The sequence below is a fragment of the Albidovulum sp. genome (assembly GCF_008933605.1).
Classification (GTDB): domain Bacteria; phylum Pseudomonadota; class Alphaproteobacteria; order Rhodobacterales; family Rhodobacteraceae; genus Albidovulum.
Map to the genome: position 1 here is coordinate 1 of NZ_WBUS01000036.1, position 25,441 is coordinate 25,441.

The following is a 25,441-nucleotide window of genomic DNA, read 5'->3' on the forward strand; positions in this document are numbered from 1 at the left end:
GGTTCTCGCTCCGCGACCGGCTCTGAGCGGTCGCGTCGTTGCGCCCCCCGGTCCGCCGGGGCAGTCCGGCACCGAAGACGCTCAGAGCGACGGCCCGGGTTCGATCTTCGATCCGTCCGTGAAGCGCGACAGCCGGAACCGCGTCAGATCGTGCCCCACCGCCCTGCCTGCAACGAGATCGGCGACCACCCGCCCGACGCCGGGGCCGATGCCGAAGCCATGCCCCGACATGCCGGTGGCCAGCGTCAGGCCGGGTAGCGCCGCAACGTGGTCGATGACCGGCACCACGTCGGGCATGGTGTCAATCATCCCCGCCCAGGCAGCCGCGATGGCAGGCCGGCCCAATGCCGGAAACGCGTGATCGAAGCGGTCCCGCAACCGCTCCACCTCGGCCCGGTTCGGCGCCGGATCGAGGACGCGCATGCGTTCGAACGGCGTGACCTGATCCTCGGCCCAATGGCGCGGCGTGAACCAGCCGTCGGGATAGAAGCGCGGCGCCGCGGGCAGCAGGCGGGTGCCGGACAATTCGGCCCGGATATGGGGCCAGAACGGTTTCAGGTGGCGGAAGGCGTCGGGGCCGATGAAGAATTCGTGGAAATGGCCGGGGGCAAGCGTGTAGCCACCATCCGCCCGCCGCCGCATTGCGAAGGTACTGTCCGAGGCCGCGCCGGAATAGAACTCGGGCAGCGGCGCGGTCGCGGCCACCGTGGCGCGGACCGACAGTTGCGGGATGCGGGCGCCGTGGCGCGCCAGAAGCAGCGACGACCATGCGCCCCCGGCCAGCACCACGCGGTCGGCGGCAATGCGGCCGCGCTCGGTCACGACGCCCGCCACCCGCCCTCCGGCCATGTCGAGCGCGCGGACAGCGCAGTCCTCGGCGATCGCGACGCCCTTCCGCGCGGCCGCATCGGCAAGCCGCGGAACCGCGATCCAGCGCTCGGCGCGGGCATCGGAGGGGGTGAGAAGGCCGCCGACCCAACCCGCCGCGTTGGGCAGGTGCGCCTCGACCTCGGCCCGGCTGAGAAGCTTCGTGTCGAGCCCGTGCGCGCGCGCGTGGACGAGCCAGGCCTCATAGCGGGCCACGTCCTCGGGCCGTTTCGCCGCATAGAGAATGCCGGTCCGGCGAAAGCCCAGGTCCGCCTCCGCTTCGGCAGTCAGGCCATCCCAGATCGTCAGCGCCTCGATCATGATCGGCAGTTCGGCAGGGTCCCTGCCCTGTTTCCTGACCCAGCCCCAGTTGCGGCTCGACTGTTCCCCGGCGATGCGGCCCTTTTCGCAGAGGACCACCTTCACCCCGCGCCGGGCGAGGAACCAGGCCGTCATCACCCCGATCACGCCGCCGCCGATGACGACGACATCGGCCGCCCTCGGCAGCGGCCCGGCAAAGGTTGCGGGACTGTCCGCGCGAATGGGGAAGGTCATGCCGCCAGCCCCGCGACGACGGCCTGCATGAAGCGCCAGCCGGCCTCGAACTCCGCCACCTCGATGTACTCGTCCGCCTGATGCGCCTGGGCGATGTCGCCCGGCCCGCAGACCACCGTGGAATAGCCCGCCTTCTGGAAGTGCCCGGCCTCGGTGCCGTAGCTCACGACATGGGAGCCGTTGTCGCCGGTGATCGCCCGCGCGAGCGCCTCGGCCGCGCCGCCTGCCTCCGGCACCAGCGGCGGCACGTCGAAGACACGGGTCAGCGTGACGCCCGTCTCGGGCCGGACGGCCTTCATCCCGGCCTCGACCTCCGCCACCTTCGCCTGATAGGCCCGCGCCCAGTCCTCTGCGGCCTCGCCCGGAACGACGCGGAAATCGAGCCCGAAGGTGCAGTGTTCGGCGGTGATGTTGTGCGCGGTCCCGCCGCGGATCTGGCCCACGTGCACGGTGGTCCAGGGCGGATCGAAGACCGCGGCGAGCGGCGACGGCACGGCGGCCCGGTTCGCCGCGTTCTGCGCGTTGGCCCAGTCGATCAGCTTCGCCGCCTCCATGATCGCGTTCACGCCGGTGTGCATGAGCGAGGAGTGCACCGGAAAGCCCGTCACCTCGGTGCGGAACATGAGCCCGCCCTTGTGCCCCGTGACCGCCCGCATCCGCGACGGCTCTCCGACGATGACGGCCGCGGCCCTCGGTGCCCGCGCGGCCATCTCCGCGACCATCGGCACGCAGCCCACGCAGCCCAGTTCCTCGTCGATCGAGAGCGCGATCTGCAGGGGCCGCCGTACCCCCGCCTTCAGCGCGAGCGGCACTGCGGCGAGGGCGAGCGCGACGAAGCCCTTCATGTCGCAGGTGCCGCGGCCATAGAGGCGGCCGTCCTTCTCGGTGACCGTCCAGGGGTCGGTCGTCCAGGACTGGCCCTCGACCGGCACCACGTCGGAATGGCCCGACAGGATCACGCCGCCGGCGACATCGGGGCCGACCGAGCACCACAGGTTGGCCTTCGTGCGCTCCTCGTTCCAGACCCGGCGGGCGGTGACGCCGTGGCCCTTGAGGTAATCCTCCACCCAGTCGACGAGCGGCAGGTTCGTGTCGCGGCTGACGGTGGGAAAGGCCACCAGCCGGTCGAGAATCCTGCGCGCCTCGGAAAGTGTTGCCATCGCCGTCGCCTCCCCACGGCGGGGACCGTGACGGGACGGACGGGAATGGTCAAGGCCCCGACACTCTGTCCGATCATGCCGGCAGTCTGCCGGGAATGACGCACCGGAACGCGGCAGAATTGGGTGTTGCCGGATGGGTGAAAATGGCTAACACTTCGCCGAAACAACCGGCGCAGACCGGGCAGAAGAACCAAGAAGAAGACCGACTGGGAGTTCTAAATGCCCGATGGGGCCTCGCCCGTCCTTGATGTCAAGGGCCTGAAGACCGTATTCAGGACGCGCGGCGGCGAGGTTCACGCCGTCAATTCCGTCAGCTTCGACCTGAAACCCGGCGAACTTCTCGGCGTCGTCGGCGAAAGCGGATCCGGAAAGTCGGTGACGATGATGTCGCTCATCGGTCTTCTGCCGTCGCCGCCCGCGGACGTGCGCGCCGGCGAGGTTCTGTTCGGCGGAACCGACCTCCTGAGATGCCCTGAGGAGCAGTTGCGCGCCGTCCGTGGCGGCGAGATCGGCTTCATCTTCCAGGACCCGATGACCTCGCTCAACCCGGTGTTCACCGTCGGCTTCCAGATCATGGAGCCGCTGCGCAAGCACATGGGGATGGACAAGGCGGCGGCGCGACAGCGTGCGCAGGAGTTGCTGAAGCTTGTCGGCATTCCCGACGCGCGGCGCCGGCTCGACGACTATCCCCACCAGTTCTCGGGCGGGATGCGTCAGCGCGTGATGATCGCCATCGCGCTCGCCTGCGATCCGAAGGTGCTGATCGCGGACGAGCCCACCACCGCGCTCGACGTGACGATCCAGGCGCAGATCCTCGAACTGGTGAGAGAACTGCGGCGCAAGCTCGGCATGGCGATCGTCTGGATCACGCATGACCTTGGCGTGATCGCCGGCATCGCCGACCGGGTGATCGTGATGTACGGCGGCCAGATCGTCGAACAGGCGCCGGTGAACGAGCTCTTCCACCGCCCGCGCCACCCCTATACCCGCGCGCTCCTGAAGACGATCCCGTCCGTGCGCGGCCAGAGGGAAGCGAAGCTGAACGTGATCGAGGGCCAGCCGCCGATCCTCGTCGCCGCCCCCTCCGCCTGCTCCTTCCGGGCGCGCTGCCCGCATGCCTTCGACCGCTGCGCCCGCGAGAATCCCGCCCGCCGGCCCGTCGGCCCCGGGCATGACGTCGCCTGCTTCTGGGACCCCGCGCCGGGGGCCGCCGATGCTTGACACAGCACCCGTCCGCCGCAAGCTCGTCGAGGTCCAGGGCCTCAGGATGTATTTCCCGATCACCGCCGGCCTCCTGCGCCGCAAGGTCGGCGACGTGAAGGCCGTCGACAACGTCAGCTTCGACATCTACGAGGGCGAAACGCTCGGCCTCGTCGGTGAATCCGGCTGCGGCAAGTCCACCTGTGGCCGGGTGATCCTCAGGCTCTACGACCCCACGGGCGGCTCGATCCGGATCGAGGGGCGCGAGATCGCCGATGCTGCGCAGTCGGACCTCCGAGATATCCGCCCGACGATGCAGATGGTCTTCCAGGACCCGCAGGCCAGCCTCAACCCGCGCATGACCGTCGCGGCGATCATCGGCGAACCGCTCGACGAGCACACGACACTCTCGAAGGCCGAGAAGCTCGCGCGGATCTACGAACTGATGGACGCGGTCGGCCTCAACCGCAACTATGCCAACCGCTATCCGCACGAGTTCTCGGGCGGGCAGCGCCAGCGTATCGGCATCGCCCGCGCGCTTGCGCTCAATCCCAAGTTCGTCGTCTGCGACGAGCCCATCGCGGCGCTCGACGTGTCGATCCAGGCACAGGTTGTGAACCTTCTCGAGGAGCTTCAGGACCGGCTCGGCCTGACCTATCTCTTCATCAGCCACGACTTGTCGATGGTCCGCCACATCGCCGACCGGGTGGCGGTGATGTATCTCGGCAAGATCGTGGAGCTTGCCCCCCGCGACGACCTCTACCTCAGGCCGCTGCACCCCTATACCCAGGCGCTACTCTCCGCCGTGCCGGAACCCGACCCGGAACTGGAGACGCAACGCCGCCGGATCATCCTGAAGGGCGACGTGCCCTCGCCGGCCAATCCGCCGAAGGGCTGCAACTTCTGCACCCGCTGCCCGAAGGTGATGGATATCTGCAGGACGGTGGATCCCGCCTTCCGCGAGGTGGAGCCGGGGCGCTTCACCGCCTGCCACCTCTTTTCCCAATCGAACGAGACCGCCGGGCAAACGGCGGCGGCCGAGGCCAGACAGAGCATCCAACAAGGAGTGTGAAATGAGACTGAAATCAGCCCTCTTGGGCGCCGCCGCCGGGATCGCGCTGGCCCCGGCCGCCTTCGCCGAACGCGGCGCCGACGGCCACCTGAACATCATCTACTGGCAGGCGCCGTCGATCCTGAACCCCTATCTGTCCTCGGGCACGAAGGACGTGGAATCCGCCTCGATGGTCCTCGAGCCGCTCGCCGGCTTCAACGAGAAGGGCGAACTCTTCGCGCGCCTGGCCGAGGATATCCCGACGCTCGCCAATGGCGGCGTCTCGGAGGACCTGACGACGATCACCTGGAAGCTGAAGCCTGGTCTGCTGTGGTCCGACGGCACGGCGGTGACCTCGGCCGACGTCGTGTTTTCCTACGAATACTGCACCCACCCCGAGGGCGGCTGCGCCCAGGCGGCGCGCTACGAGGGCATCCAGACGGTCGAGGCGCTCGATGACCTGACCGTGAAGGTGACCTTCACCGCGCCCAAGCCCAACCCCTACAACGCCTTCGTCGGCTCCACCTCGCCGATCATCCAGAAGGCGCAGTTCGCCAACTGCCTCGGCGCGGCCGCGCCTCAGTGCACGGAAGCGAACTTCGGGCCCATCGGCACCGGCCCGTTCACCGTCACCGAGTTCAAGCCGAACGACGTGATCTCGATGGCGGCCAACGCCAACTACCGCGATCCGGCCAAACCCGCCTTCGCGACCGTGACCTTCAAGGGCGGCGGCGATGCGGCGGCGGCGGGCCGCGCGGTGCTGGAGACGGGTGAGTTCGACTATGCCTGGAACCTCCAGCTTGCACCCGACGTGCTCGCCGGCATGGAAGCCGCCGGCAAGGGCAAGGTCATCAACGCCTTCGGCACGCTCGTCGAGCGGATCGAGATGAACATGACCGATCCCTCGCCCAGCCTCGCCGAGGGCGAGCGTTCGACCGTGAAGCACCCGCACCCGATCCTGTCCGACATCAGGGTGCGCAAGGCGTTGTCGATGGCGATCGACCGCAACCTCCTCGTTGAAGTGGGCTATGGCAAGGCCGGCCGCCCGACCTGCAACCTGGTTCCTGCGCCCGAAATGTTCGCCTCCGACAACACGGAATGCCTGACACAGGACGTCGAGGGGGCGAAGGCGCTTCTGGAGGAGGCCGGCTGGACCGACAGCGACGGCGACGGCATCCGCGACAAGGACGGCAAGAAGCTCTCGCTCCTCTACCAGACCTCGGTCAACGCCGTGCGCCAGGACTTCCAGGCGCTGGTCAAGCAGTGGTGGAGCGAGATCGGGGTTGAGACGGAACTCAAGAGCGTCGACGCCTCGGTCTTCTTCGGCGGAGATCCGGGCTCGCCCGACACGTTCCAGAAGTTCTACGCCGACGTCGAGATGTATGCCAACAACTTCGACGGCACCGATCCCGAACCCTATCTCTCGCAGTATCTCTGCGACAAGATCCCGGGTCCGGACAACGGCTGGCAGGGCGAGAACATCAACCGCTTCTGCGATCCGGCCTATGACACGCTCGTCGCCGAACTCGCCAAGACCGGCGAGATCGAGAAGCGCGCCGAGATCGCCAAGAAGCTGAACGAGATGCTGACCAAGGACAGCTATGTCGTCGTGCCGCTGGTCGACCGGGGCCGCAACTCGGCGCATTCCAACACCCTTGGCGGCGTCGTCCTGAACACCTGGGACAGCGAGCTGTGGAACACGTCGGACTGGTTCCGGGTCAAGTGACCTGATCACGCCCCATCTCGCGGCGGGGCGGGCCAGAAGGCCCGCCCCGTTCTGCCATCCGAAACCGCTGAACCGAGACGCCGATGCTCACCTATTCGATCCGACGCCTGCTGATCGCGATCCCGACGCTTCTGTTCATCAGTCTCGTCATCTTCCTCATCCTGGAAATGGCCCCCGGCGACCCCCTCGCCGACCAGCCGCTGACCGTGCCGCCCGAGGTGCGCGAAAAGATGCGCGCCGCGCTTGGCCTCGATCAGCCGGCCTGGGTGCGCTACCTGCTGTGGCTGAAGCAGTTCTTCTGGACCGAACCGCTGCATCTCGTCGACAGCCTCCTCGGCACCGGCTTCGCCGATCCGGCGGGCCGCATCGTCTCCTGGCAGTTCCGCGCGCCAGCGATGGACATCATCTGGCAGCGCCTGCCGCAGACCCTCCAGGTTGTCGGCCTCGCCTACCTCGTCGGCGTCATCATCGCGGTGCCGATCGGCATCATCTCGGCCTACCGGCAGTATTCCTGGTTCGACAACATCGGCACCTTCGTCTCGATGGTCGGCTTCTCGGTCCCCACCTTCTTCACCGGCGTCGTCCTGATCATCGTCTTCGCGGTGAACCTGCACTGGTTCCCCTCGATCTACGACACCACGCTCAAGGTCACCGACTGGGAAAGCTTCCTGAAGCAGGCGCGGCAGATGGTCATGCCGGTGACCGTGCTCGCGCTCTTCAACGCCAGCCAGATCAGCCGCTTCATGCGCGCCTCGATGCTCGACAACCTGCAGCAGGACTATGTCCGCACCGCCCGCGCCAAGGGCATGGGCGAGAAGGTCGTGGTGCTGCGCCACGTCCTGCGGAACTCGCTCATACCGGTGGTGACGGTCATCGCGCTGGGCATCCCGACGATCTTCGGCGGCGCGATCATCACCGAGCAGGTGTTCAAGGTGAACGGACTCGGCCAGCTCCTGATCACGGCGATCTATGCCAACGACCTGCCGATGGTGCAGACGCTCACCTTCATCTTCGCCGCGCTGACGGTGCTCTTCAACCTGATCGCCGACGTGCTCTACGGCGTCCTTGACCCGAGGATCCGCTATGACTGAGGCAAGCCCCGCCCGGGTCGAGGCCGCCGTCCGCCCACCCCGCAACCAGTGGTGGGACGTCTGGGACCAGTTCAAGACCCACCGGGGCGCGCTCGTCGGCCTGGTCATCTTCGGAGCGATCCTCTTCGCCATTCTCGCCGGTCCCTTCCTGTGGCGGCTCGACCCGACCTATGTCGATCCCAACCCGGTCAACATGCTGAAGCTCCGCAACCAGGGGCCGAGCCTCGCGCATCCCTTCGGCACCGACCAGCTTGGCCGCGACATGCTGGCGCGGATCATGGCAGGCGGACGCGTGTCGATCGCCGTTGGCCTCACCGCGATGGCGCTCTCGATCTTCCTCGGAACGCTGATCGGCGTCGTGGCCGGCTTCTTCAAGCGGATGGACGGACTCCTGATGTCGATGACCGACCTCTTCCTGTCGCTGCCCCTCCTGCCGCTCCTCCTCCTCATGGTCACGCTCTTCCGCGAACCGCTGAGCCAGGCGCTCGGGACCGAGACGGGGATCTTCCTGCTGATCGTCACGGCCATCGGCGTGACGAGCTGGATGCACACCGCGCGGATCGTGCGCGGCGAGGTGCTGACCCTGAAGGAGAGGGAATACGTGCTGGCCGCGCGCTCCATCGGCACGCCCTCGCGCCGGCTGGTGCTGCGCCACATCCTGCCCAACGTGATGAGCCCGATCATGGTTTCCGCCACGCTCGGCATCGCCAACGCGATCATCACCGAAAGCGCGCTCTCGTTCCTCGGGCTCGGCTTTCCGCCGGATTTCCCGACCTGGGGCCGCATCCTCTTCGACGCCATCGACCAGATGCAGCTCTATCCGCTCAGGGTGATCCTGCCCGGCGTGGCGATCTCGCTTACCGTGCTTTCGGTCAACTACATCGGCGACGGGTTGCGCGACGCGCTCGACCCGCGCATCCGGGGGCGGTGACCCCAGGCAAGGTCTTCGGCCGCCCACGCGGCCGACCCGCCGGGAGGGCGCTGCCCTCCCGGACCTTCCCGGAGTATTTCCGCCAGGAAGAAAATCAGTGCATCGACCTCCGGATGCGGCGGATCATGGCCCATACGGCGAGGACGACGACAGGCACGAGCCCCGCGGTCAGGGCCGCCTTCGACCAGTGGAGCGCCTCGGCAAGCGGCAGCATCAGGTAGCTCGCGAGGCTCACCGCGTAGTAGCTGATGGCGACGACCGAGAGCCCCTCCACCGTGTGCTGGAGCCGGAGCGCGATATCGGCGCGGCGGTCCATGCTTTCGAGGAGCCGCTGGTTCTGGGCGGAACGCTCGACATCGACGCGGGTGCGCAGCAGCTCGCCCGCCCGTGCCGCCCGCGCCGACATCTGTTCCAAGCGCCGTTCGGCGGATTTCACGGTGCGCATCGCCGGGTCGTAGCGGCGCATCATGAATTCGCCGAAGGTCTGGCGCCCGTCGAAGCGCGTCTCGCGCAGCACCTGCACGCGCTGGTTGACAATCGTCTCGTAGGCCGCCGTCGCGCCGAAGCGGAAGGTGTGGCGCGTGGCCAGCGCCTCCAGCTCGGCCGAGATGCCGAGAAGCGTGTCGAGCGTCGCCTCCGCCCCCGAGCCCTTCTGCGAGAGCGCGGTGACGAGTGCCGAAAGCTCGGGATCGAGGGCATTGAGCCGTCCGGTGAGTTCGCGCGCCCGGCCGAGGCCGAGCATCGACATCGCCCGATAGATCTCGATCTCGCACAGCCGCTGGACGATGCGCCCCACCCGGCGCGCGCCGGTGCCCGGGCGGACGAATACCGCGAAGCGCATGAGGCCGGCCGGGTCGATCTGGAAGTCGCCGGCGATGATGGCCGCCTCGTCGAGGACCCAGGAGCACGCGAGGCTCTCGGCAACGAACCAAGCGTCGAGGCTCTCGCGGACCCGGTCGAGATCGTCGGGAAGGGGCTCGATACGAATGAGACAGGCGGCGATGCGCTTTCGGGGCGCGGCGGCCAGCCAGTCGGGCGGGAAGACCTCGGCGTCGGCCGGGTCGAAGGCGCGCGCGCCGACGCCGCGTCCGAAGGCGGAATGGGTCACGAACTCGGTGTGGCTTTCCCACTTGAGGTCGTGCCGGCCGATCCGCGCGCCGTGGTGCGTCGCCGCATCGGGCGGATGCGCCGCGCCGTGGCGGTCGAGAAGTGCCAGCAGATGCGCGCGGTCGGCGGCGCGGTCGCGGTTGTGCGCGTCCACCGGCTGTTTCACCGCGACGCAGACGGCATGTCCGGGAACGCCAAGTGACGCGAACGGCCGGGCATGCAGCTCGTTCACGAGGGGAAAGCGAAGGGGATGGTCGTCGATCATCAGCGTGGCTCGGGGTGTTCCGGGGCAGGTTAGCCACGCGAAGCGCCAAAGATCAGGCCCGCCATGGCCCGATAGGGGCACACGGCGGTATACTGGCATTTCTGCAACGCCCTCAACCGCGCAAGGCGGGCAGGACACGCACGAGGCCGAGCGCGAGGAGCGCGGCGACACCCGCGGCACCGAAGGCCCAGGCGGAGCCCCCCGCAGCCCAGAGCAGCCCCGCCGCACCGTTGGCGGCAAGCGTGGCGAGTCCGCCGGCGAGGTTGAAGACGCCGAAGGCCGTCCCCCGCAGCGCCGCCGGCGCGGCATCGGCCACGGCCGCCGAAAGCAGCCCCTGGCTCAGCCCCATGTGCAGGCCCCAGAGGGCGATGCCGAGCAGCGCGGCGGCAAGCCCCCCGGCCGTGGCGAGAAGGCCAAGTGCCAGCGCGAGGACCGCGATGGAGATGCCGAGCAGGCCGCCGCGGCCAAGCCTGTCGGAGAGCGCCCCGGCAGGCCAGGCCGTGGCAGCGTAGACGGCGTTCAGGATCACGAGGACGACGGGGACATGGGCGGCGGCCACCCCGACATCGACAACCTTGAGGATCAGGAAGGCCTCGGAAATCCGCGCGAAGGCCATGACCGCGCCGAGCGCGACCACCGACCAGTAGGCGGCGGGCAGGCGCGCAAGCGTCTCCCGGTCGAAGCGCGGACGCGGCCCCGTGGCCTCGTGGCGCGCCGGTTCGCGCACGGCGGCGACGAGGATCGCCACGGCCAGGAGCGCCGGCAGGATGGCGAGCGCGAAGACCAGCCGGATGTCGCCGCCCGTCAGCGCCATGAGCGCGATGGCGAGCAGCGGGCCGATGAAGGCCCCCACAGTGTCCATCGACTGCCGGAACCCGTAGGCCGCACCGCGCTCCGCCACGGGGACGAGGTCAGCCACGAGCGCGTCGCGCGGGGCCCCGCGGATGCCCTTGCCGATGCGGTCGGTCACGCGGGCGGCGAGCACGACGCCCGCGCTGCCGGCCAGCGCGAAGAGCGGTTTCGTCAGCGCGGCCAGCCCGTAGCCGAAAACGAGAAGCGGCTTCCGGCGCCCCAGCCGGTCGGAGAGCGCGCCCGAGAAGACCTTGACGATCTGCGCCACCGCCTCGCCTAGCCCCTCGACGAGCCCGACGAGGATGACCGAGGCCCCGAGTGTGCCGGTGAGAAAGACCGGCAAGAGGCCGTGGATCATCTCGGACGAGATGTCCATGAAGAGGCTCACGAACCCCAGCGCCACGACGCCGCGGGGAAGGATTGCGCGCATCGGGCAACCTTTCGGACAGGATTGGGAGGCCGTTGCGAGGGGAGTCATAGTCCCCTCGCCGCGCCTGTGCCAGCGCGTCCGGTACAGGGCGCGAGCGACCTCGCCGCCGGCCCGGGCATGTCACGGGCCGCGCGGCCCTTCGCCTTGGCCGCGCCTCAGGACAGATGGCGGGCGAAGAAATCCATCGTGCGCGACCAGGCGAGCTCCGCCGCCGCGGCATCGTAGCGGGGCGTCGTGTCGTTGTGAAAGCCGTGGTTCACGCCCTCGTAGATGAAGGCCTCGTAGCTCTTGCCGGCCGCCTTCAGGGCGTCTTCGTAGGCCGGCCAGCCAGCGTTGATCCGCTCGTCGAGCCCGGCGTAGTGCAGCATCAGCGGCGCCTCGATCTTCGCCACGTCCTCGACCGCCGGCTGGCGGCCATAGAACGGGACCGAGGCCGCGAGGTCGGGGTAGGCGACGGCGAGCGCGTTGCAGACCCCGCCGCCATAGCAGAAGCCCACCGCGCCGACCTTTCCGGTCGAGCCCTCGTGCCCGCGCAGGAATTCGTAGGCGGCGAAGAAATCGGCCATCAGCCTGGCCGGGTCGAGGCTCGCCTGCATCTCGCGCCCCTGATCGTCGTTGCCGGGGTATCCCCCGAGCGGTGAGAGCCCGTCCGGCCCGAAGGCGAGGTAGCCCGCCTTGGCCACCCTCCGCACGACATCGGCGATGTAGGCATTGAGCCCGCGGTTCTCATGGATCACGAGCACGGCCGCGAGCTTCCCGGTGGCGCCCATGGGCTTCGCCATCAGCCCCGTCATGCGGCCGTTGCCCTCGGGGCTCATGTATTCCGCGGTCATGGTCTCGATCGCGGGATCATCCGGCGCGACCTGCTGGGCAAGCGCGTAATTGGGCTGGAGCTGTTCGAGGATCATCGCCCCGGTCACGCCCGCGGCGGCGAACTTGCCCGCGCGCTCGATGAACTCGCGTTTCGACATCCTGCCGTGCACATAGCCATCGAAAATCTCGAGAATGCGGGAATCGAAGTCCTTCGCGCTCTTGCGCGGGGTCGGCTTGCCTTCAGCGTTCATGGCGGTTCCTCCTGCGTCTGGGCGGCAAGGATAGCGCGGAGTGCTGGCGGCACCCGGACAAAAGAAAGTGACCCCGCCCTTCCGGACGGGGTCACGTCATTGTCGCAGGCTGCGCGGTCGCTCAGTCGAGCATCGGCAGGAGGCTGTCCACGCTCTTCTTGGCGTCGCCGTAGAACATCCGCGTGTTCTCCTTGTAGAAAAGCGGGTTCTCGATGCCCGAATACCCCGTCCCCTGCCCGCGCTTCGAGACGAAGACCTGCTTGGCCTTCCAGACCTCGAGAACCGGCATGCCGGCGATGGGGCTGTTGGGGTCCTCCTGCGCGGCCGGGTTCACGATGTCGTTCGAGCCGATGACGATGGCGACGTCGGTCGAGGGGAAGTCGTCGTTGATCTCGTCCATCTCGAGCACGATGTCGTAGGGCACCTTGGCCTCGGCCAGGAGCACGTTCATGTGGCCCGGCAGGCGGCCCGCGACCGGGTGGATGCCGAAGCGCACCTCCTTGCCTTTGGCGCGGAGCTTGCGGGTGAGTTCGGCGACCGACTGCTGGGCCTGCGCCACCGCCATGCCGTAGCCCGGCACGATGATCACGCTGTCGGCGTCATTGAGCGCCGCCGCTACGCCCTCGGCGTCGATGGCGATCTGCTCGCCCGCGATCTCCATCGCCGGGCCCGTCGTGTTGCCGAAGCCGCCGAGGATCACGCTGATGAAGGAACGGTTCATCGCCTTGCACATGATGTAGCTCAGGATCGCACCCGAGGAGCCGACGAGCGCGCCGACGACGATCAGGAGGTCGTTCGAGAGCGAGAAGCCGATCGCCGCCGCCGCCCAGCCCGAGTAGCTGTTCAGCATCGAGACGACGACCGGCATGTCGGCCCCGCCGATGCCCATGATCAGGTGATAGCCGATGAAGAGCGCGGCGAGCGTCATCAGGACCAGCGGCAGGAAGCCCCCGGTGTTGAAATACCAGACGAGGCAGATCGCCGAGAGCGCCGCCGCGCCGGCGTTGAGCACATGCCCGCCCGGCAGCTTCTCGGCCTTGGAGGTGACCCTCCCCGCGAGCTTGCCGAAGGCGATGACCGAGCCTGTGAAGGTCACCGCCCCGATGAAGACGCCGAGGAAGAGCTCGATGCGCAGGATATTGACCTCGACCGGGCTCTTGTGGGCAAGGACCGCGGCGAAGCCGGTCAGCGCCTCGCGCGCGGCCTCGTCCATCGGCAGCACCCGGCCCAGTTCGAAATGGGCGTTGAAGCCGACGAAGACGGCGGCGAGACCGACGAGCGAGTGCATCGCCGCGACAAGCTGCGGCATCTCGGTCATCTGCACGCGTTGCGCGACGATCCAGCCGATGACGCCGCCGGCGAGGACCAGAAGGACCGAGAGCGGCCAGAGGCCCGACCCTGGCCCGGCGAGCGTCGCCAGCACGGCCAAGGCCATGCCGACGATGCCGTACCAGACCGCGCGCTTGGCGCTTTCCTGTCCAGAAAGCCCGCCGAGCGAAAGGATGAAGAGGACCGCCGCGACGACATAGGCGGCCGTGGTGAAACCGTAATCCATTGCGCGTGCCCCCTTACGACTTCTGGAACATGGCGAGCATGCGCCGGGTGACCATGAAGCCACCGAAGATGTTGATCCCGGCCATGAAGACCGACAGCGCCGCGAGCAGGATCACGAGGAACGACCCCGATCCGATCTGCAACAGGGCGCCGAGGATGATGATCGAGGAGATCGCGTTCGTGACCGCCATCAGCGGCGTATGCAGCGAATGCGAGACGTTCCAGATCACCTGGAAGCCGACGAAGACCGCGAGCACGAAGACGATGAAGTGCTGCATGAAGCTGGCAGGGGCGAAAAGCCCGGCCAGGAGGATCAGCGCCCCGCCGACGCCGAGCAGCGTCACCTGGCTCCGGGTCTGCGCCTTGAAGGCCGCCACCTCGGCCGCGCGCCTTTCCTCCGGCGTCAGTTCCTTCGCCTTCTCCTTCGGCTTCTGCGCGGCGATCGCCTGGATCTTCGGCGGCGGCGGCGGGAAGGTGATTGCGCCCGCATGGGTCACGGTCGCCCCGCGGATGACGTCGTCCTCCATGTTGTGGTTGACCACACCGTCCTTGGCCGGCGTCAGGTCCGTCATCATGTGACGGATGTTCGTCGAATAGAGCGTCGAGGCCTGGGCGGCCATGCGCGAGGGGAAGTCGGTGTAGCCGACGATGGTCACGCCGTTCGGCGTCACGATCTTCTCGTCCTTCACCGTCAGCTCGCAGTTGCCGCCGCGCTCGGCCGCCAGGTCCACGATGACCGAGCCGGGCTTCATCGCCTCGACCATGTCCTTCGTCCAGAGGACCGGCGCGTCGCGGCCCGGGATCAGCGCGGTCGAGATGACGATGTCCATCTCGGGCGCAAGCTCGCGGAACTTCTTCAGCTGCGCCTCGCGGAACTCCGGCGACGAGGGTGCCGCATAACCACCCGTCGCGGCGCCGTCCTGCGTCTGTTCGGCGAAGTCGAGATAGACGAACTCGGCCCCCATCGATTCGATCTGCTCGGCCACTTCGGGGCGCACGTCGAAGGCGTAGGTGATGGCGCCCAGCGAGGTGGAGGTGCCGATGGCCGCAAGCCCCGCGACGCCCGCACCGATGATGAGGACCTTCGCCGGCGGCACCTTGCCCGCCGCCGTCACCTGGCCGGTGAAGAAGCGGCCGAAGTTCGACCCGGCCTCGATCACCGCGCGGTAGCCGGCGATGTTGGCCATCGAACTCAGCGCGTCCATCTTCTGCGCCCGGCTGATGCGCGGCACCATGTCCATCGCGACGACGGTCGCGCCCTGCTTGTTCGCAAGCTCCAGAAGTTCTTTGTTCTGAGCGGGATAGAAGAACGAGATCAACGTCTGCCCGGTGCCGAGCCGCTTCGTCTCGGCCTCGGTCGGGGGGCGCACCTTGGCGACGACATCGACCTCCTTGAAGACCGCCGCCGCCGTCTTGAGGACCTTGACACCGGCGGCCTCGTAGGCCGCGTCGGAAAACCCGGCCTTCGCGCCCGCGCCGGCCTCGATGAAGCATTCATGCCCCAGCTTCTGCAGCTGGAGGGCAGAGTCCGGTGTCATCGCGACGCGGTTCTCGCCCTCAAAGATTTCCTTCGGTGCCCCGATCTTCACTGTCTCTCCTTTCCGGCATGTCCCCCGCGCGTTTTTCCGCGCCTTGCGTCACGTCACTACCGTGGCGGCAACTGTTACTCTGCAACGCGGCATCGCGACAACAGGGAATCGCGGGCCGCCGCACCGAGCGCCACCGGGCCTCGGCGCGATCAGAGCCATCGCCGGACGCGCGCGGTGTATTCGAGGTATTCGTCCCCGAAACGCCGGCTCAGCCGCGCCTCCTCGTCGAGGATGAAGCGCTTCTGGATCACGATGGCGAAGACGGCGACGAGCGGCAGCGCGATGAGCGCGTCCCAGGCGATGTAGAGGCCGGCGAGCAGGATCGCGTCGGCGAGGTAGATCGGGTTGCGGCTGACGCGGAAGACCCCGCCATGGACAAAGGCGTCGGGGTCGCGGCGGGGGATGACGCTCGTCCGCGCGATCAGCATCTGGCCTGCGGCCACGATCATGAGCGTCAGGCCGGCGAAGATCAGGATGGCGCCGAGTTCGTCGTTGACGGGTGTCACGACCGGCACGACACGCCCGATCACCCCCCCGAGGGCGGCAAATCCGGCCAGCCAGACCGGCGGAAAGTCGATTTCCTTGGCCATCGGGATCCCCGAGAAGACTTCGCGCGACCCTAGTGTGGAGACCGGGCGGAGTTCAAGTGCGGCGCCCGATGCGCGGGCGATGTATCCATGCGGTGTGATCGGCGCGCAAGCCGGCGGATCGGGAGAGATTCCTCTGGCCCCCGGGCGACCGAGGCTCCAAGATCGCGGAAAACCGATGGGAGGACCGATGCCGACCGATTTCGCCGCCACCCGCGCCGCCTTCGCCCTGCCAGAGGACGTGATCTACCTCGACGGCAACTCGCTCGGGCCGCTGCCGAGGGCCGCTGCCGCACGCGTCGCGGAATGCGTAACCAAGGAATGGGGCGAAATGCTCATCACCGCCTGGAACCGGGCGGGATGGATGGACCTGCCGCGCCGGCTCGGCGACCGCATCGGCCGGCTGATCGGCGCCGCGCCGGGCACCGTCGTCCTTGGCGACACGCTTTCGATCAAGGTCTATCAGGCGCTCGCCTCCGCGCTCGAGATGCGTCCGGGTCGGCGGGCGATCCTTTCGGACACCGGCAACTTCCCCTCCGACCTCTACATCGCCGACGGGCTCGTGCGCACGCTCGGGCAGGGTTACGAACTCAGGACCGTCGCGCCCGAGGCGGTGGAGGCGGCGATCACGCCCGACGTCGCCGTCCTGATGCTGACCGAGGTCGATTACCGGACCGGGCGCAGGCACGCCATGGCTGCGCTCACGGAAAAGGCGCATTCGGCAGGGGCGCTGGCGGTCTGGGACCTTGCCCACTCGGCCGGCGCGGTCGAAGTTGACCTGACCGGGGCCAGGGCCGATTTCGCCGTCGGCTGCACCTACAAGTACCTCAACTCCGGCCCCGGCGGCCCCGCCTTCATCTACATCGCGCCGCACCTCGCGCCGCAGGCGCGCCCGGCGCTCTCGGGCTGGCTCGGGCACGAGGCACCCTTTGCATTCGATCCCGACTACCGACCCGGCGCGGGCATCGAGCGGATGCGCGTCGGCACACCACCGATCCTCCAGATGGCCGCCCTCGAAGCCTCGATGGACATCTGGGACCGGGTGGAGATGGCCGATGTGCGGGCTCGCTCGATCGAATTGACCGAGGCGTTCATCAAGGGGGTGGAAGCCGCCTGCCCCGACCTAACGCTCGCCTCGCCCCGCGACCCCGCGGCGCGCGGCAGCCAGGTCAGCTTCCGCCACCCCGAAGGCTATGCGATCATGCAGGCCCTGATCGCGCAGGGCGTCATCGGCGACTTCCGCGCCCCCGACATCCTCCGCTTCGGCTTCACGCCGCTCTACACGACGATGGAGGACGTCGAGGGCGCGGTCGCTATCCTGAAGCGGATCATGGACGCGCGCCTGTGGGACCGGGCGGAGTTCAAGGCCCGCGCGAAGGTGACATGATGCGGGTCCGCGCCTATCGCCCGGAAGACCGGACCGCGAAGGCGATGGTCTTCTACCGCGCCGTCCGCGAAGGTGCCGCCCCCTTCTACGACGCGGCGCAACGCGCCGTCTGGGCGCCCTCGTGCGAGCCGGACTGGGCAGAGCCGGACCCGCAGCTTGACCAGTGGTGCTGGGTGGCCGAGGACGACCGCGGCCTGACCGGCTTCATGTCGCTCGACCATGAGGGGTATCTCGACATGGCCTTCGTCCTGCCGGAGGTCATGGGCAAGGGCGTCGCGCAGGCGCTCTATGGCGCGCTTGTGGACCATGCCCGCGCGAAAGGGCTGACGCGCCTGACCGTCCGCGCCAGTCACCTTGCCCGCCGCTTCTTCGAGAAGCAGGGCTGGCGGATCGACGCGGCCGAGGATTTCGCGGTCGACGGGCAGACCTATGAGACCTTCCTCATGTCGCTCGACCTCGGGACACGGCCTTGAGGACCGAAACGCGCCGCACCGAACCGCGACTGGCGCGCCCCGGCGCCTGGGCGGGGCTCTGGCGCAGGATCGGCAGGACCGCCGTCATCGCCGCGGAGGGCCTCTAGGATCGGCCCCTGACGGGGCGCCTTCCCGGACCTTTTCACGGAGACCACCATGACCACCTATGACCCCTCGGCCGAAGGCGCGCAGATGTCCTTCGACGGCCGCATGAGCTATGGCGACTATCTGAAACTCGACGCGATCCTGACCGCGCAGGCGCCGCTCAGCGACGCGCAGGACGAGATGCTGTTCATCATCCAGCACCAGACCTCGGAACTCTGGATGAAACTCGCGCTCGGCGAAATCGCCGCCGCCCGCGCCGCCATGGCGCGGGACGCGCTGCAACCGGCCTTCAAGATGCTGGCACGCGTCGCCCGCATCATGGAACAGCTGAACTCCGCCTGGGACGTGCTGCGCACCATGACGCCGGCCGACTACACCCGGTTTCGCGCCGCGCTCGGCCAGTCCTCGGGCTTCCAGTCCTGGCAGTACCGGCTGATCGAATATGCCTCCGGAAACCGCAACGCGGCGATGCTGCGCCCGCATGCGCACCGGCCCGACATCCTCGCCAACCTCGAGGCCGAACTGGCCCGCCCCTCGCTTTACGACGAGGCGCTGCGGGTGGCGGCGCGCGCCGGCCTCGCCGTGCCGGAGGCGATCCTGAACCGCGACTTCCGCCAGCCCTGGGCGGAAGATGGCGGCGTCATGCAGGTCTGGGCCACCGTCTACCGCGCCCCCGAGGACCACTGGGCGCTCTATGAACTGGCCGAAAAGCTGGTCGATTTCGAGGATTACTTCCGCCGCTGGCGCTTCAACCATGTCACCACGGTCGAGCGGGTGATCGGCCTGAAGCGCGGCACCGGGGGGACCGGCGGCGTGCCCTACCTGCGCCGGATGCTCGAGGTCGAACTGTTCCCGGAGCTCTGGCGGGTGCGCACCGCGCTCTGACGCCTTGGACGGGTCCGGTCAGGCTCTGAGCGCCCGGCCCAGCCCGACGGTGCGCGACGCGGCCCAGCACCGGGCCGCGTCCCCCAAAGCCTGGAACAGCGGCCGCGACACCGGATCGGTCGCGGCGTTCCATTCCGGATGCCACTGAACCGCGAGCGTGAAGCCCGCCGCGCCCTCGACGAAAAGCGCCTCGGGGGTGCCGTCCTCGGCCCAGCCGTCGATCACCACGCGCTTGCCGGGCTGCTTGATCCCCTGCCCGTGAAGCGAGTTCGTCATCACCTCGGCGGTGCCGAAAAGCCGCGCGAACACGCCGCCCTCGGTGAACCGCACCCGGTGGCGCAGCGCGAACTTCTCCTCGATCGTGCCCTCGGGCGGCATCCTGTGGTTCATCCGGCCCGGAAGGTCGCGGATCTCGGGATGGAGCGTGCCGCCGAGCGCCACGTTCACTTCCTGGAAGCCCCGGCAGATGCCGAGAAAGGGCTGGCCCCGCTCGACACAGGCGCGCACCAGCGGCAGCGTGATCGCATCGCGGCAGCGGTCGAAGGCGCCATGCGCCTCGGTCTCCTCCTCGCCGTATTCCGACGGATGGACGTTCGGCCGCCCGCCAGTCAGGAGGAACCCGTGGCAGGCGTCGAGAAGCTCCTCGACGCTGACGAAGCGCGGGTCCGACGGGATCAGAAGCGGCATGCAGCCCGCCACCTGCGCCACCGCGGCAGAGTTCATCGTGCCGCCGGCATGGACGGGATACTCGTTGTTGATCAGGTTCATATTGCCGATGATGCCGACGATGGGCCGGGTCATGCGCATATCCGTCGTTTCCCTGCGCGAAGGATAGGCCGCGCGGCCGGCGAGGGAAAGCCCCGGCCCGCGCACAGGACCCTCTGCGCCCATGCAGACGGCGGGCGCGGCGACGATGCCCGGAAATCCGGCGGATCGTGCCCCGCCCCGGAATGGTCCGGCATCCCGCCGGACCGTCACCCCGGGCGCAAAGGCTTCAGCAGGGGCGCCCCTCAGTGCGCCGCCTTCACCTCGGCCCGGCGCCGGTGCAGGACCGGCTCGGTATAGCCCGACGGCTGCTCGCGCCCGAGGAAAATGAGGTCGCAGGCCGCCTGAAAGGCGATCCCCTGGAAGCCCGGCGCCATCGGCCGGTAGGCCGGATCGCCGGCGTTCTGCCGGTCCACGACCGCGGCCATCTTCCTGAGCGCGTCCATCACCTGCTCTTTCGTCACCACCCCGTGATGCAGCCAGTTCGCCACATGCTGCGCCGAGATGCGGCAGGTCGCGCGGTCCTCCATCAGGCCGACGTCGTTGATGTCGGGCACCTTGGAACAGCCGACCCCCTGGTCGACCCAGCGCACGACATAGCCGAGGATGCCCTGGCAGTTGTTCTCGACTTCGCGGCGGACCTGGTCGGGGGTCCACTTGCGGTAGGCCGCCAGCGGGATGTCGAGGATCGTGTCCACATAGGCCCGCCGCCCGCCCTTCCTCAGCCTTTCCTGCACCGCGAAGACGTCGACCTTGTGATAGTGCAGCGCATGCAGCGTCGCGGCGGTGGGCGAGGGCACCCAGGCGGTGCTGGCGCCCGCCTTCGGATGCTCGATCTTCTGTTCCAGCATCGCCGCCATCAGGTCGGGCATGGCCCACATGCCCTTGCCGATCTGCGCCCTGCCCGAAAGCCCGCATTCGAGGCCGATATCGACGTTCTGGTTCTCGTAGGCGCCGATCCAGGCCTTGCGCTTGATGAAGTCCTTGCGACTGAAGGGGCCGGCCTCCATGGAAGTGTGGATCTCGTCGCCGGTGCGGTCGAGAAAACCGGTATTGATGAAGCAGACGCGGTGCCGGGCGGCGCGGATGCATTCCTTGAGGTTGACCGAGGTGCGCCGCTCCTCGTCCATGATGCCGATCTTCACCGTGTTTCGCGGCAGACCCAGCGCCTGTTCCACGCGGGTGAAGATCTCGTCGGTGAAGGCCACCTCTTCGGGCCCGTGCAACTTCGGCTTCACCACATAGACCGAACCCTTGACCGAATTCCGCGCGCCGCTGGTCTTCTTCAGGTCATGGATCGCGATCGTCACGGTGACCATCGCATCCATCAGGCCCTCGAAGACCTCGGCACCGTCGGCGTCGAGGATCGCGGGGTTAGTCATCAGGTGCCCGACATTCCGGACCAGCATCAGCGCCCGGCCCTTGACGGTGAATTCGCTCCCGTCTGGCGCGGTCCAGACATGATCCGGTTCCAGCCGCCGCGTCAGCGTCCGGCCGCCCTTGTCGAACGTCTCCTCAAGATCGCCCTTCATCAGGCCCAGCCAGTTCGCATAGGCCTGCACCTTGTCCTCGGCATCGACGCAGGCGACCGAGTCCTCGCAGTCCATGATCGCCGACATGGCGCTTTCGATCTGCACGTCGGCGAGGCAGGCCTGGTCGCGGGCCCCGATGAAATGGGCCCGGTCGAAGACGAGCTCGACGTGAAGCCCGTGGTTGCGAAGAAGCACGGCGTCGGGGGCCCTGGGATTGCCGCGGTAGCCGACGAACTTCTCGGGCTGCACCAGCGGCATGTCGTCGACGAGAAGGACGCCCTCCCTGACGTGATAGCGCCGCACGTCCGCATGGCTCGCGCCCTGGATCGGGAAGGCCTCGTCGAGGAAGACGCGCGCCCGCGCCACGACCCGCGCACCCCGGCCCTTCTCGTAGCCGCCCTTCGGCGGCGGCGACCCCATGGCGTCGGTCCCGTAAAGGCAGTCGTAGAGGCTGCCCCAGCGGGCGTTCGCGGCGTTGAGCGCATAGCGCGGGTTCGTCACTGGCACGACGAGCTGCGGGCCCGGCACGCTGGCGATTTCCGGGTCGGTCTTTTCGGTGCCGATCTCGAACGCGGGGCCTTCGGGCAGGAGGTAACCGATCTCGCCGAGGAAGGTCTTGTAGGCCTCGTGGTCATGCGGCTGGCCGCGATGGGAAAGGTGCCAGGCATCGATCCGCGCCTGCAGGTCGTCGCGCCTCGCCAGGAGTGCCCGGTTCTTGGGCGTGAGGTCGCGGACGATCCCGGCCAGCCCCGCCCAGAAGCGCTCGGCGTCCATCCCCGTTCCCGGCAGCGCCCGGTCCTCGATGAAGTCGGCGAGTTCTTGCGCCACCTTGAGCCCATGCCGTTCCACCCGCATCGCTCGCCCTCCTTGCACGCTTTCGACCATCTGCCCGCAACGCCTATCGAAATGCGCCCGGGGCGGCAACGCCTGCGGACGCGCCGATTGATGGAAAAACCGCAATCACTGTTCGGGAATATTAGTAAGCCGATCGCCTAACTTTTTCTTGCGCGACTCGCCGGAACGGAATAGTTAGGAGCTTGCATAACTATTGAGAGCCCGATGAACCTGTCCCCCGGCCAGCTGGACATCCTCTTTCAGGCGCTCGGCGATCCGACCCGGCGCGCGATCCTCGAACGGCTGGCGCGGGGGCCGGCGACCGTGACGGAGCTGGCGGTGCCCTTCGAGATGGCCCTGCCCTCGTTCCTCGGCCATGTGCAAAGACTCGAGGCCGCCGGCCTCGTCACCACCGCGAAGACGGGGCGCATCCGCACCGTCACCCTCGTTCCGGGGGCCTTCACCCCGGTGCGAAGCTGGCTCGACGACCAGCGCGCCCTCTGGGAGGGGCGCCTCGACCGGCTCGACGCCTATGTCCAGACCCTCATGCAGGAAACGCGCGATGAACCTTGACCCCACCCTCGACCTCGTCCTCAAGCGGACGGTGAACGCCCCCCGGAACCTCCTCTACCAGTGCTGGACGCGGGAAGAGCATCTGCCGCACTTCTTCGTCCCCCGCCCGCACCGGGTGACGCATTGCCGGCTCGACCCGCGCGTCGGTGGCGTCTTCGAGACGACCTTCGACGTCGACGGCACCGAGATGCAGAACAACGGCGTCTATCTCGAGGTGATCGAGAACGAGAAGCTGGTCTTCACCGATGCCTACACCGAAGGCTGGAAGCCCGCCCCCGACCCGTTCATGACCGCGATCGTGACCTTCGAGGATGCGGGCGACGGCAGGACCGCCTATACCGCCATCGCCCGCCACCGCTCGCCCGAGACGGCCGAACAGCACAAGGCGATGGGCTTCTACGACGGCTGGGGCACCGTCGTGACGCAGCTGGAGGAATACGCGAGGGGGTTGATGACATGACCGTGGAGATTGACGACCGCACCATGGTGCTGGAGCGCGTGATCGCCGCCCCCGTCGCCCGGGTCTGGGCGGCCTGGAGCGACCCCGCCGCGCTGCCGAGATGGTGGGGGCCCGACGGGTTCTCCTGCCGGACGAAGCGTATCGACCTTCGCGCCGGCGGCGAATGGGTCTTCGACATGATCGGCCCGGATGGCACCGTTTACCCGAACCACCACCGCTACGTCCGCTTCGACCCTGTGGACGGGATCGACTACACGCTACTCTGGGGCGAGAACGGGCCGAAGCACGCCGATGCCTCCGCCCGCTTCGAGGCTCTCGGGGGGCGGACAAGGGTCACGCTGTCGATGACCTTCGTCACCGCCGAGGAGTACGAGACCGCGAAGGGCTTCGGCGCGGTCGAGCTCGGGCTCCAGACGCTCGGCAAGCTTGCCGCCCATATCGGCGCGGCCTGAGCGGTTGCGGTCGGTGGGCGGAGGACCTAACCTCCGCCCCCGAACCAATCCCGAGGCCGCCGATGAATGACGAAGCCCCGCAGCCGACCCGGCTTGCCGAATACGCGCCGTTCCCGTTCACGGTCACGGGCGTCGACCTGACCTTCCGCCTCGCGCCTTCGGCGACTCGGGTGCTGGCGCGGATCGGCTTCGCGCCCAATCCGGCGCAGCCGGGACGACACGGCCTGCGCCTTGACGGCGAAAAGCTCGCGCTCCTTTCAGCGTGGATCGACGGCCGCGCCGTGACCCCCGCGCAGGACGCGGCCGGCTTGACGGTCGCGGCCGCCGAACTGCCCGCGGGCCCCTTCACCTGGGAGGCGGAGGTGGAGATCGACCCCGCCGCCAATACCGCGCTGGAAGGGCTCTACATGTCCGGGGGCATCTACTGCACCCAGTGCGAGGCGGAAGGTTTCCGCAAGATCACCTTCTACCCCGACCGGCCCGACGTGATGGCCCCCTACAGGGTCCGCATCGAAAGCGACATGCCCGTGCTCCTGTCAAACGGCAATCCGACGGGCGCCGGGCCGGGCTGGGCGGAATGGACCGATCCCTGGCCGAAGCCCGCCTATCTCTTCGCCCTCGTCGCGGGCGACCTGGTGGCGGTGCGCGACAGGTTCCGCACGCGTTCGGGCCGCGACGTCGCCCTCGCCATCTGGGTCCGCGCGGGCGACGAGGACCGCTGCGCCTATGCGATGGACAGCCTCAAGCGGTCGATGAAGTGGGACGAGGAGGCCTACGGTCGCGAATACGACTTGGACGTTTTCAACATCGTCGCCGTCGACGACTTCAACATGGGCGCGATGGAGAACAAGGGATTGAACATCTTCAACTCCAAGCTTGTTCTGGCCAGCCCCGAGACCGCGACCGACGCCGACTTCGAACGGATCGAGGGCGTCATCGCGCATGAGTACTTCCACAACTGGACGGGCAACCGGATCACCTGCCGCGACTGGTTCCAGCTCTGCCTGAAGGAGGGGCTCACGGTCTTCCGCGACCAGGAATTCACCAAGGACATGCGCTCCGAGCCGGTCAAGCGGATCGAGGACGTCCTGACGCTGCGCGCCCGCCAGTTCAAGGAGGACATGGGGCCGCTCGCGCACCCGGTCAGGCCCGACAGCTACGTCGAGATCAACAACTTCTACACCGCCACCGTCTACGAGAAGGGCGCGGAGGTGATCGGGATGCTGAAACGGCTCGTCGGCGACGGCGGCTACCGCAAGGCGCTTGACCTCTATTTCGACCGCCACGATGGCGAGGCGGCGACGATCGAGGACTGGCTGAAGGTCTTCGAGGACGCGACCGGCCGTGACCTTTCCCAGTTCAAACGCTGGTATACGGATGCCGGCACGCCGCGGTTGGCGGCCTCGGAGGCGTGGTCTGATGGCACCTACACGCTCACCTTCCGGCAGCAGACACCGTCCACGCCGGGACAGGACACGAAGCCGCCGCGCGTCATCCCGATCGCGGTCGGGCTTCTCAACCCCAATGGCGACGAGGTGGTGCCGACCGAGATCCTGGAAATGACCGAGGTCACGCAGAGCTTCCGCTGGGACGGGCTCGCCTCGCGCCCCGTGCCCTCGATCCTGCGCGGATTTTCCGCCCCCGTGGTGCTCGACCGCGAGGTCGACGCACAGGAGCGCGCCTTCCTCCTCGCCCATGACACCGATCCCTTCAACCGCTGGGAGGCGGGCCGGGCGCTCGCCAAGGACGCGCTCGTGCGGATGATCGGCCAGGCGGCGGAGCCCTCGCGCGCGCTCATCGACGGGCTCGGCGCGGTGCTAGCCGACGAAAGCCTCGACCCCGCCTTCCGGGCGCTCTGTCTCGCGCTGCCGTCCGAGGACGACCTCGCCCAGGCGCTCCACGACGCCGGGCAGGTGCCCGACCCCGACCGCATCCACGCCGAACGG

At 68.3% G+C, this 25,441-nt stretch carries 22 protein-coding genes; 12 read left to right on the forward strand and 10 right to left on the reverse strand.

All coding sequences use genetic code 11. The features are described from left to right. Positions 1 to 81: 81 nt before the first annotated feature. Both F9K34_RS07120 and argE read right to left on the reverse strand, forming a co-directional pair. Positions 82 to 1,422, reverse strand: coding sequence for an NAD(P)/FAD-dependent oxidoreductase (locus F9K34_RS07120; RefSeq protein WP_291336220.1), 1,341 nt, complete (start codon positions 1,420 to 1,422; stop codon positions 82 to 84). Continuing rightward, entirely contained in the window at positions 1,419 to 2,582 is a 1,164-nt protein-coding gene (gene argE / locus F9K34_RS07125) for an acetylornithine deacetylase (protein ID WP_291336221.1), read from the reverse strand. Before argE ends, F9K34_RS07120 begins: the two co-directional genes overlap by 4 nt. 219 nt (positions 2,583 to 2,801) lie before the next feature. On the opposite strand from argE, the gene F9K34_RS07130 reads away from it, so the two are divergent. The 5 genes from F9K34_RS07130 to F9K34_RS07150 all read left to right on the forward strand — a co-directional run bounded on the left by F9K34_RS07130 (position 2,802) and on the right by F9K34_RS07150 (position 8,581). Next, complete coding sequence (locus F9K34_RS07130) at positions 2,802 to 3,803, forward strand: ABC transporter ATP-binding protein (protein WP_291336222.1); 1,002 nt, start codon at positions 2,802 to 2,804, stop codon at positions 3,801 to 3,803. Continuing rightward, a complete protein-coding gene (locus tag F9K34_RS07135) occupies positions 3,796 to 4,854 on the forward strand; it encodes an ABC transporter ATP-binding protein (protein ID WP_291336223.1) in 1,059 nt (352 codons plus the stop codon). Before F9K34_RS07130 ends, F9K34_RS07135 begins: the two co-directional genes overlap by 8 nt. Position 4,855: 1 nt before the next feature. Beyond that, positions 4,856 to 6,559, forward strand: coding sequence for a peptide ABC transporter substrate-binding protein (locus F9K34_RS07140; RefSeq protein ID WP_291336224.1), 1,704 nt, complete (start codon positions 4,856 to 4,858; stop codon positions 6,557 to 6,559). A gap of 83 nt (positions 6,560 to 6,642) precedes the next feature. Continuing rightward, complete coding sequence (locus F9K34_RS07145; protein WP_291336225.1) at positions 6,643 to 7,650, forward strand: ABC transporter permease; 1,008 nt, start codon at positions 6,643 to 6,645, stop codon at positions 7,648 to 7,650. Continuing rightward, positions 7,643 to 8,581, forward strand: coding sequence for an ABC transporter permease (locus tag F9K34_RS07150; RefSeq protein WP_291336226.1), 939 nt, complete (start codon positions 7,643 to 7,645; stop codon positions 8,579 to 8,581). The genes F9K34_RS07145 and F9K34_RS07150 overlap by 8 nt, the downstream gene beginning before the upstream one ends. Positions 8,582 to 8,675: 94 nt before the next feature. Here F9K34_RS07150 and F9K34_RS07155 read toward each other — a convergent pair whose 3' ends face one another. From F9K34_RS07155 to F9K34_RS07180, 6 genes are all read right to left on the reverse strand, one after another. Continuing rightward, positions 8,676 to 9,953, reverse strand: coding sequence for a DUF3422 family protein (locus F9K34_RS07155; protein WP_291336227.1), 1,278 nt, complete (start codon positions 9,951 to 9,953; stop codon positions 8,676 to 8,678). A 112-nt stretch (positions 9,954 to 10,065) separates the two neighbouring features. Continuing rightward, the gene (locus F9K34_RS07160; protein WP_291336228.1) at positions 10,066 to 11,235 is read right to left on the reverse strand and encodes an MFS transporter; all 1,170 of its coding nucleotides are present in this window, start codon (positions 11,233 to 11,235) and stop codon (positions 10,066 to 10,068) included. Positions 11,236 to 11,390: 155 nt separating this feature from the next. After that, positions 11,391 to 12,299: a YghX family hydrolase gene (gene yghX / locus F9K34_RS07165; RefSeq protein ID WP_291336229.1), complete on the reverse strand. Its 909-nt coding sequence runs from the start codon at positions 12,297 to 12,299 to the stop codon at positions 11,391 to 11,393. Between the two features lie 121 nt (positions 12,300 to 12,420). Continuing rightward, positions 12,421 to 13,854, reverse strand: a complete 1,434-nt coding sequence (locus tag F9K34_RS07170; RefSeq protein ID WP_291336230.1) for an NAD(P)(+) transhydrogenase (Re/Si-specific) subunit beta — start codon at positions 13,852 to 13,854, stop codon at positions 12,421 to 12,423. 13 nt (positions 13,855 to 13,867) lie between these two features. After that, positions 13,868 to 15,442 (reverse strand): Re/Si-specific NAD(P)(+) transhydrogenase subunit alpha, encoded by a 1,575-nt coding sequence (locus F9K34_RS07175; protein WP_291336231.1) that lies wholly within the window; start codon positions 15,440 to 15,442, stop codon positions 13,868 to 13,870. A 149-nt stretch (positions 15,443 to 15,591) separates the two neighbouring features. Next, positions 15,592 to 16,032: a methyltransferase family protein gene (locus F9K34_RS07180; RefSeq protein ID WP_291336232.1), complete on the reverse strand. Its 441-nt coding sequence runs from the start codon at positions 16,030 to 16,032 to the stop codon at positions 15,592 to 15,594. A gap of 187 nt (positions 16,033 to 16,219) precedes the next feature. On the opposite strand from F9K34_RS07180, the gene kynU reads away from it, so the two are divergent. The 3 genes from kynU to kynA all read left to right on the forward strand — a co-directional run bounded on the left by kynU (position 16,220) and on the right by kynA (position 18,879). Further along, the gene (kynU, locus tag F9K34_RS07185; protein ID WP_291336233.1) at positions 16,220 to 17,416 is read left to right on the forward strand and encodes a kynureninase; all 1,197 of its coding nucleotides are present in this window, start codon (positions 16,220 to 16,222) and stop codon (positions 17,414 to 17,416) included. After that, complete coding sequence (locus F9K34_RS07190) at positions 17,413 to 17,889, forward strand: GNAT family N-acetyltransferase (protein ID WP_291336234.1); 477 nt, start codon at positions 17,413 to 17,415, stop codon at positions 17,887 to 17,889. The genes kynU and F9K34_RS07190 overlap by 4 nt, the downstream gene beginning before the upstream one ends. A 156-nt stretch (positions 17,890 to 18,045) precedes the next feature. Continuing rightward, positions 18,046 to 18,879 (forward strand): tryptophan 2,3-dioxygenase, encoded by an 834-nt coding sequence (gene kynA, locus F9K34_RS07195; RefSeq protein WP_291336235.1) that lies wholly within the window; start codon positions 18,046 to 18,048, stop codon positions 18,877 to 18,879. 18 nt (positions 18,880 to 18,897) lie between these two features. Here kynA and F9K34_RS07200 read toward each other — a convergent pair whose 3' ends face one another. Both F9K34_RS07200 and F9K34_RS07205 read right to left on the reverse strand, forming a co-directional pair. Further along, positions 18,898 to 19,680, reverse strand: coding sequence for a gamma-glutamyl-gamma-aminobutyrate hydrolase family protein (locus F9K34_RS07200; RefSeq protein WP_291336236.1), 783 nt, complete (start codon positions 19,678 to 19,680; stop codon positions 18,898 to 18,900). 209 nt (positions 19,681 to 19,889) lie between these two features. Beyond that, the gene (locus F9K34_RS07205) at positions 19,890 to 22,031 is read right to left on the reverse strand and encodes a malate synthase G (protein ID WP_291336237.1); all 2,142 of its coding nucleotides are present in this window, start codon (positions 22,029 to 22,031) and stop codon (positions 19,890 to 19,892) included. Positions 22,032 to 22,235: 204 nt separating this feature from the next. Between F9K34_RS07205 and F9K34_RS07210 the strand changes: the two genes are divergently transcribed. The 4 genes from F9K34_RS07210 to pepN form a co-directional block, all read left to right on the forward strand. Next, complete coding sequence (locus tag F9K34_RS07210; protein WP_291336238.1) at positions 22,236 to 22,583, forward strand: ArsR/SmtB family transcription factor; 348 nt, start codon at positions 22,236 to 22,238, stop codon at positions 22,581 to 22,583. After that, positions 22,573 to 23,043, forward strand: coding sequence for an SRPBCC family protein (locus F9K34_RS07215; protein ID WP_291336239.1), 471 nt, complete (start codon positions 22,573 to 22,575; stop codon positions 23,041 to 23,043). Before F9K34_RS07210 ends, F9K34_RS07215 begins: the two co-directional genes overlap by 11 nt. Then, positions 23,040 to 23,495, forward strand: coding sequence for an SRPBCC domain-containing protein (locus F9K34_RS07220; RefSeq protein ID WP_291336240.1), 456 nt, complete (start codon positions 23,040 to 23,042; stop codon positions 23,493 to 23,495). The genes F9K34_RS07215 and F9K34_RS07220 overlap by 4 nt, the downstream gene beginning before the upstream one ends. A 62-nt stretch (positions 23,496 to 23,557) precedes the next feature. Beyond that, on the forward strand, positions 23,558 to 25,441 hold a 1,884-nt coding region (gene pepN, locus F9K34_RS07225; protein ID WP_291336241.1), incomplete at its 3' end, for an aminopeptidase N.

Bases quoted from the DNA above. Each gene is read 5' to 3' on its own strand.
- F9K34_RS07120 (WP_291336220.1), bottom strand. From the start codon at position 1,422: ATGACCTTCCCCATTCGCGCGGACAGTCCCGCAACCTTTGCCGGGCCG.
- argE (WP_291336221.1), bottom strand. From the start codon at position 2,582: ATGGCAACACTTTCCGAGGCGCGCAGGATTCTCGACCGGCTGGTGGCC.
- F9K34_RS07130 (WP_291336222.1), top strand. From the start codon at position 2,802: ATGCCCGATGGGGCCTCGCCCGTCCTTGATGTCAAGGGCCTGAAGACC.
- F9K34_RS07135 (WP_291336223.1), top strand. From the start codon at position 3,796: ATGCTTGACACAGCACCCGTCCGCCGCAAGCTCGTCGAGGTCCAGGGC.
- F9K34_RS07140 (WP_291336224.1), top strand. From the start codon at position 4,856: ATGAGACTGAAATCAGCCCTCTTGGGCGCCGCCGCCGGGATCGCGCTG.
- F9K34_RS07145 (WP_291336225.1), top strand. From the start codon at position 6,643: ATGCTCACCTATTCGATCCGACGCCTGCTGATCGCGATCCCGACGCTT.
- F9K34_RS07150 (WP_291336226.1), top strand. From the start codon at position 7,643: ATGACTGAGGCAAGCCCCGCCCGGGTCGAGGCCGCCGTCCGCCCACCC.
- F9K34_RS07155 (WP_291336227.1), bottom strand. From the start codon at position 9,953: ATGATCGACGACCATCCCCTTCGCTTTCCCCTCGTGAACGAGCTGCAT.
- F9K34_RS07160 (WP_291336228.1), bottom strand. From the start codon at position 11,235: ATGCGCGCAATCCTTCCCCGCGGCGTCGTGGCGCTGGGGTTCGTGAGC.
- yghX (WP_291336229.1), bottom strand. From the start codon at position 12,299: ATGAACGCTGAAGGCAAGCCGACCCCGCGCAAGAGCGCGAAGGACTTC.
- F9K34_RS07170 (WP_291336230.1), bottom strand. From the start codon at position 13,854: ATGGATTACGGTTTCACCACGGCCGCCTATGTCGTCGCGGCGGTCCTC.
- F9K34_RS07180 (WP_291336232.1), bottom strand. From the start codon at position 16,032: ATGGCCAAGGAAATCGACTTTCCGCCGGTCTGGCTGGCCGGATTTGCC.
- kynU (WP_291336233.1), top strand. From the start codon at position 16,220: ATGCCGACCGATTTCGCCGCCACCCGCGCCGCCTTCGCCCTGCCAGAG.
- F9K34_RS07190 (WP_291336234.1), top strand. From the start codon at position 17,413: ATGATGCGGGTCCGCGCCTATCGCCCGGAAGACCGGACCGCGAAGGCG.
- kynA (WP_291336235.1), top strand. From the start codon at position 18,046: ATGACCACCTATGACCCCTCGGCCGAAGGCGCGCAGATGTCCTTCGAC.
- F9K34_RS07200 (WP_291336236.1), bottom strand. From the start codon at position 19,680: ATGACCCGGCCCATCGTCGGCATCATCGGCAATATGAACCTGATCAAC.
- F9K34_RS07205 (WP_291336237.1), bottom strand. From the start codon at position 22,031: ATGCGGGTGGAACGGCATGGGCTCAAGGTGGCGCAAGAACTCGCCGAC.
- F9K34_RS07210 (WP_291336238.1), top strand. From the start codon at position 22,236: ATGAACCTGTCCCCCGGCCAGCTGGACATCCTCTTTCAGGCGCTCGGC.
- F9K34_RS07215 (WP_291336239.1), top strand. From the start codon at position 22,573: ATGAACCTTGACCCCACCCTCGACCTCGTCCTCAAGCGGACGGTGAAC.
- F9K34_RS07220 (WP_291336240.1), top strand. From the start codon at position 23,040: ATGACCGTGGAGATTGACGACCGCACCATGGTGCTGGAGCGCGTGATC.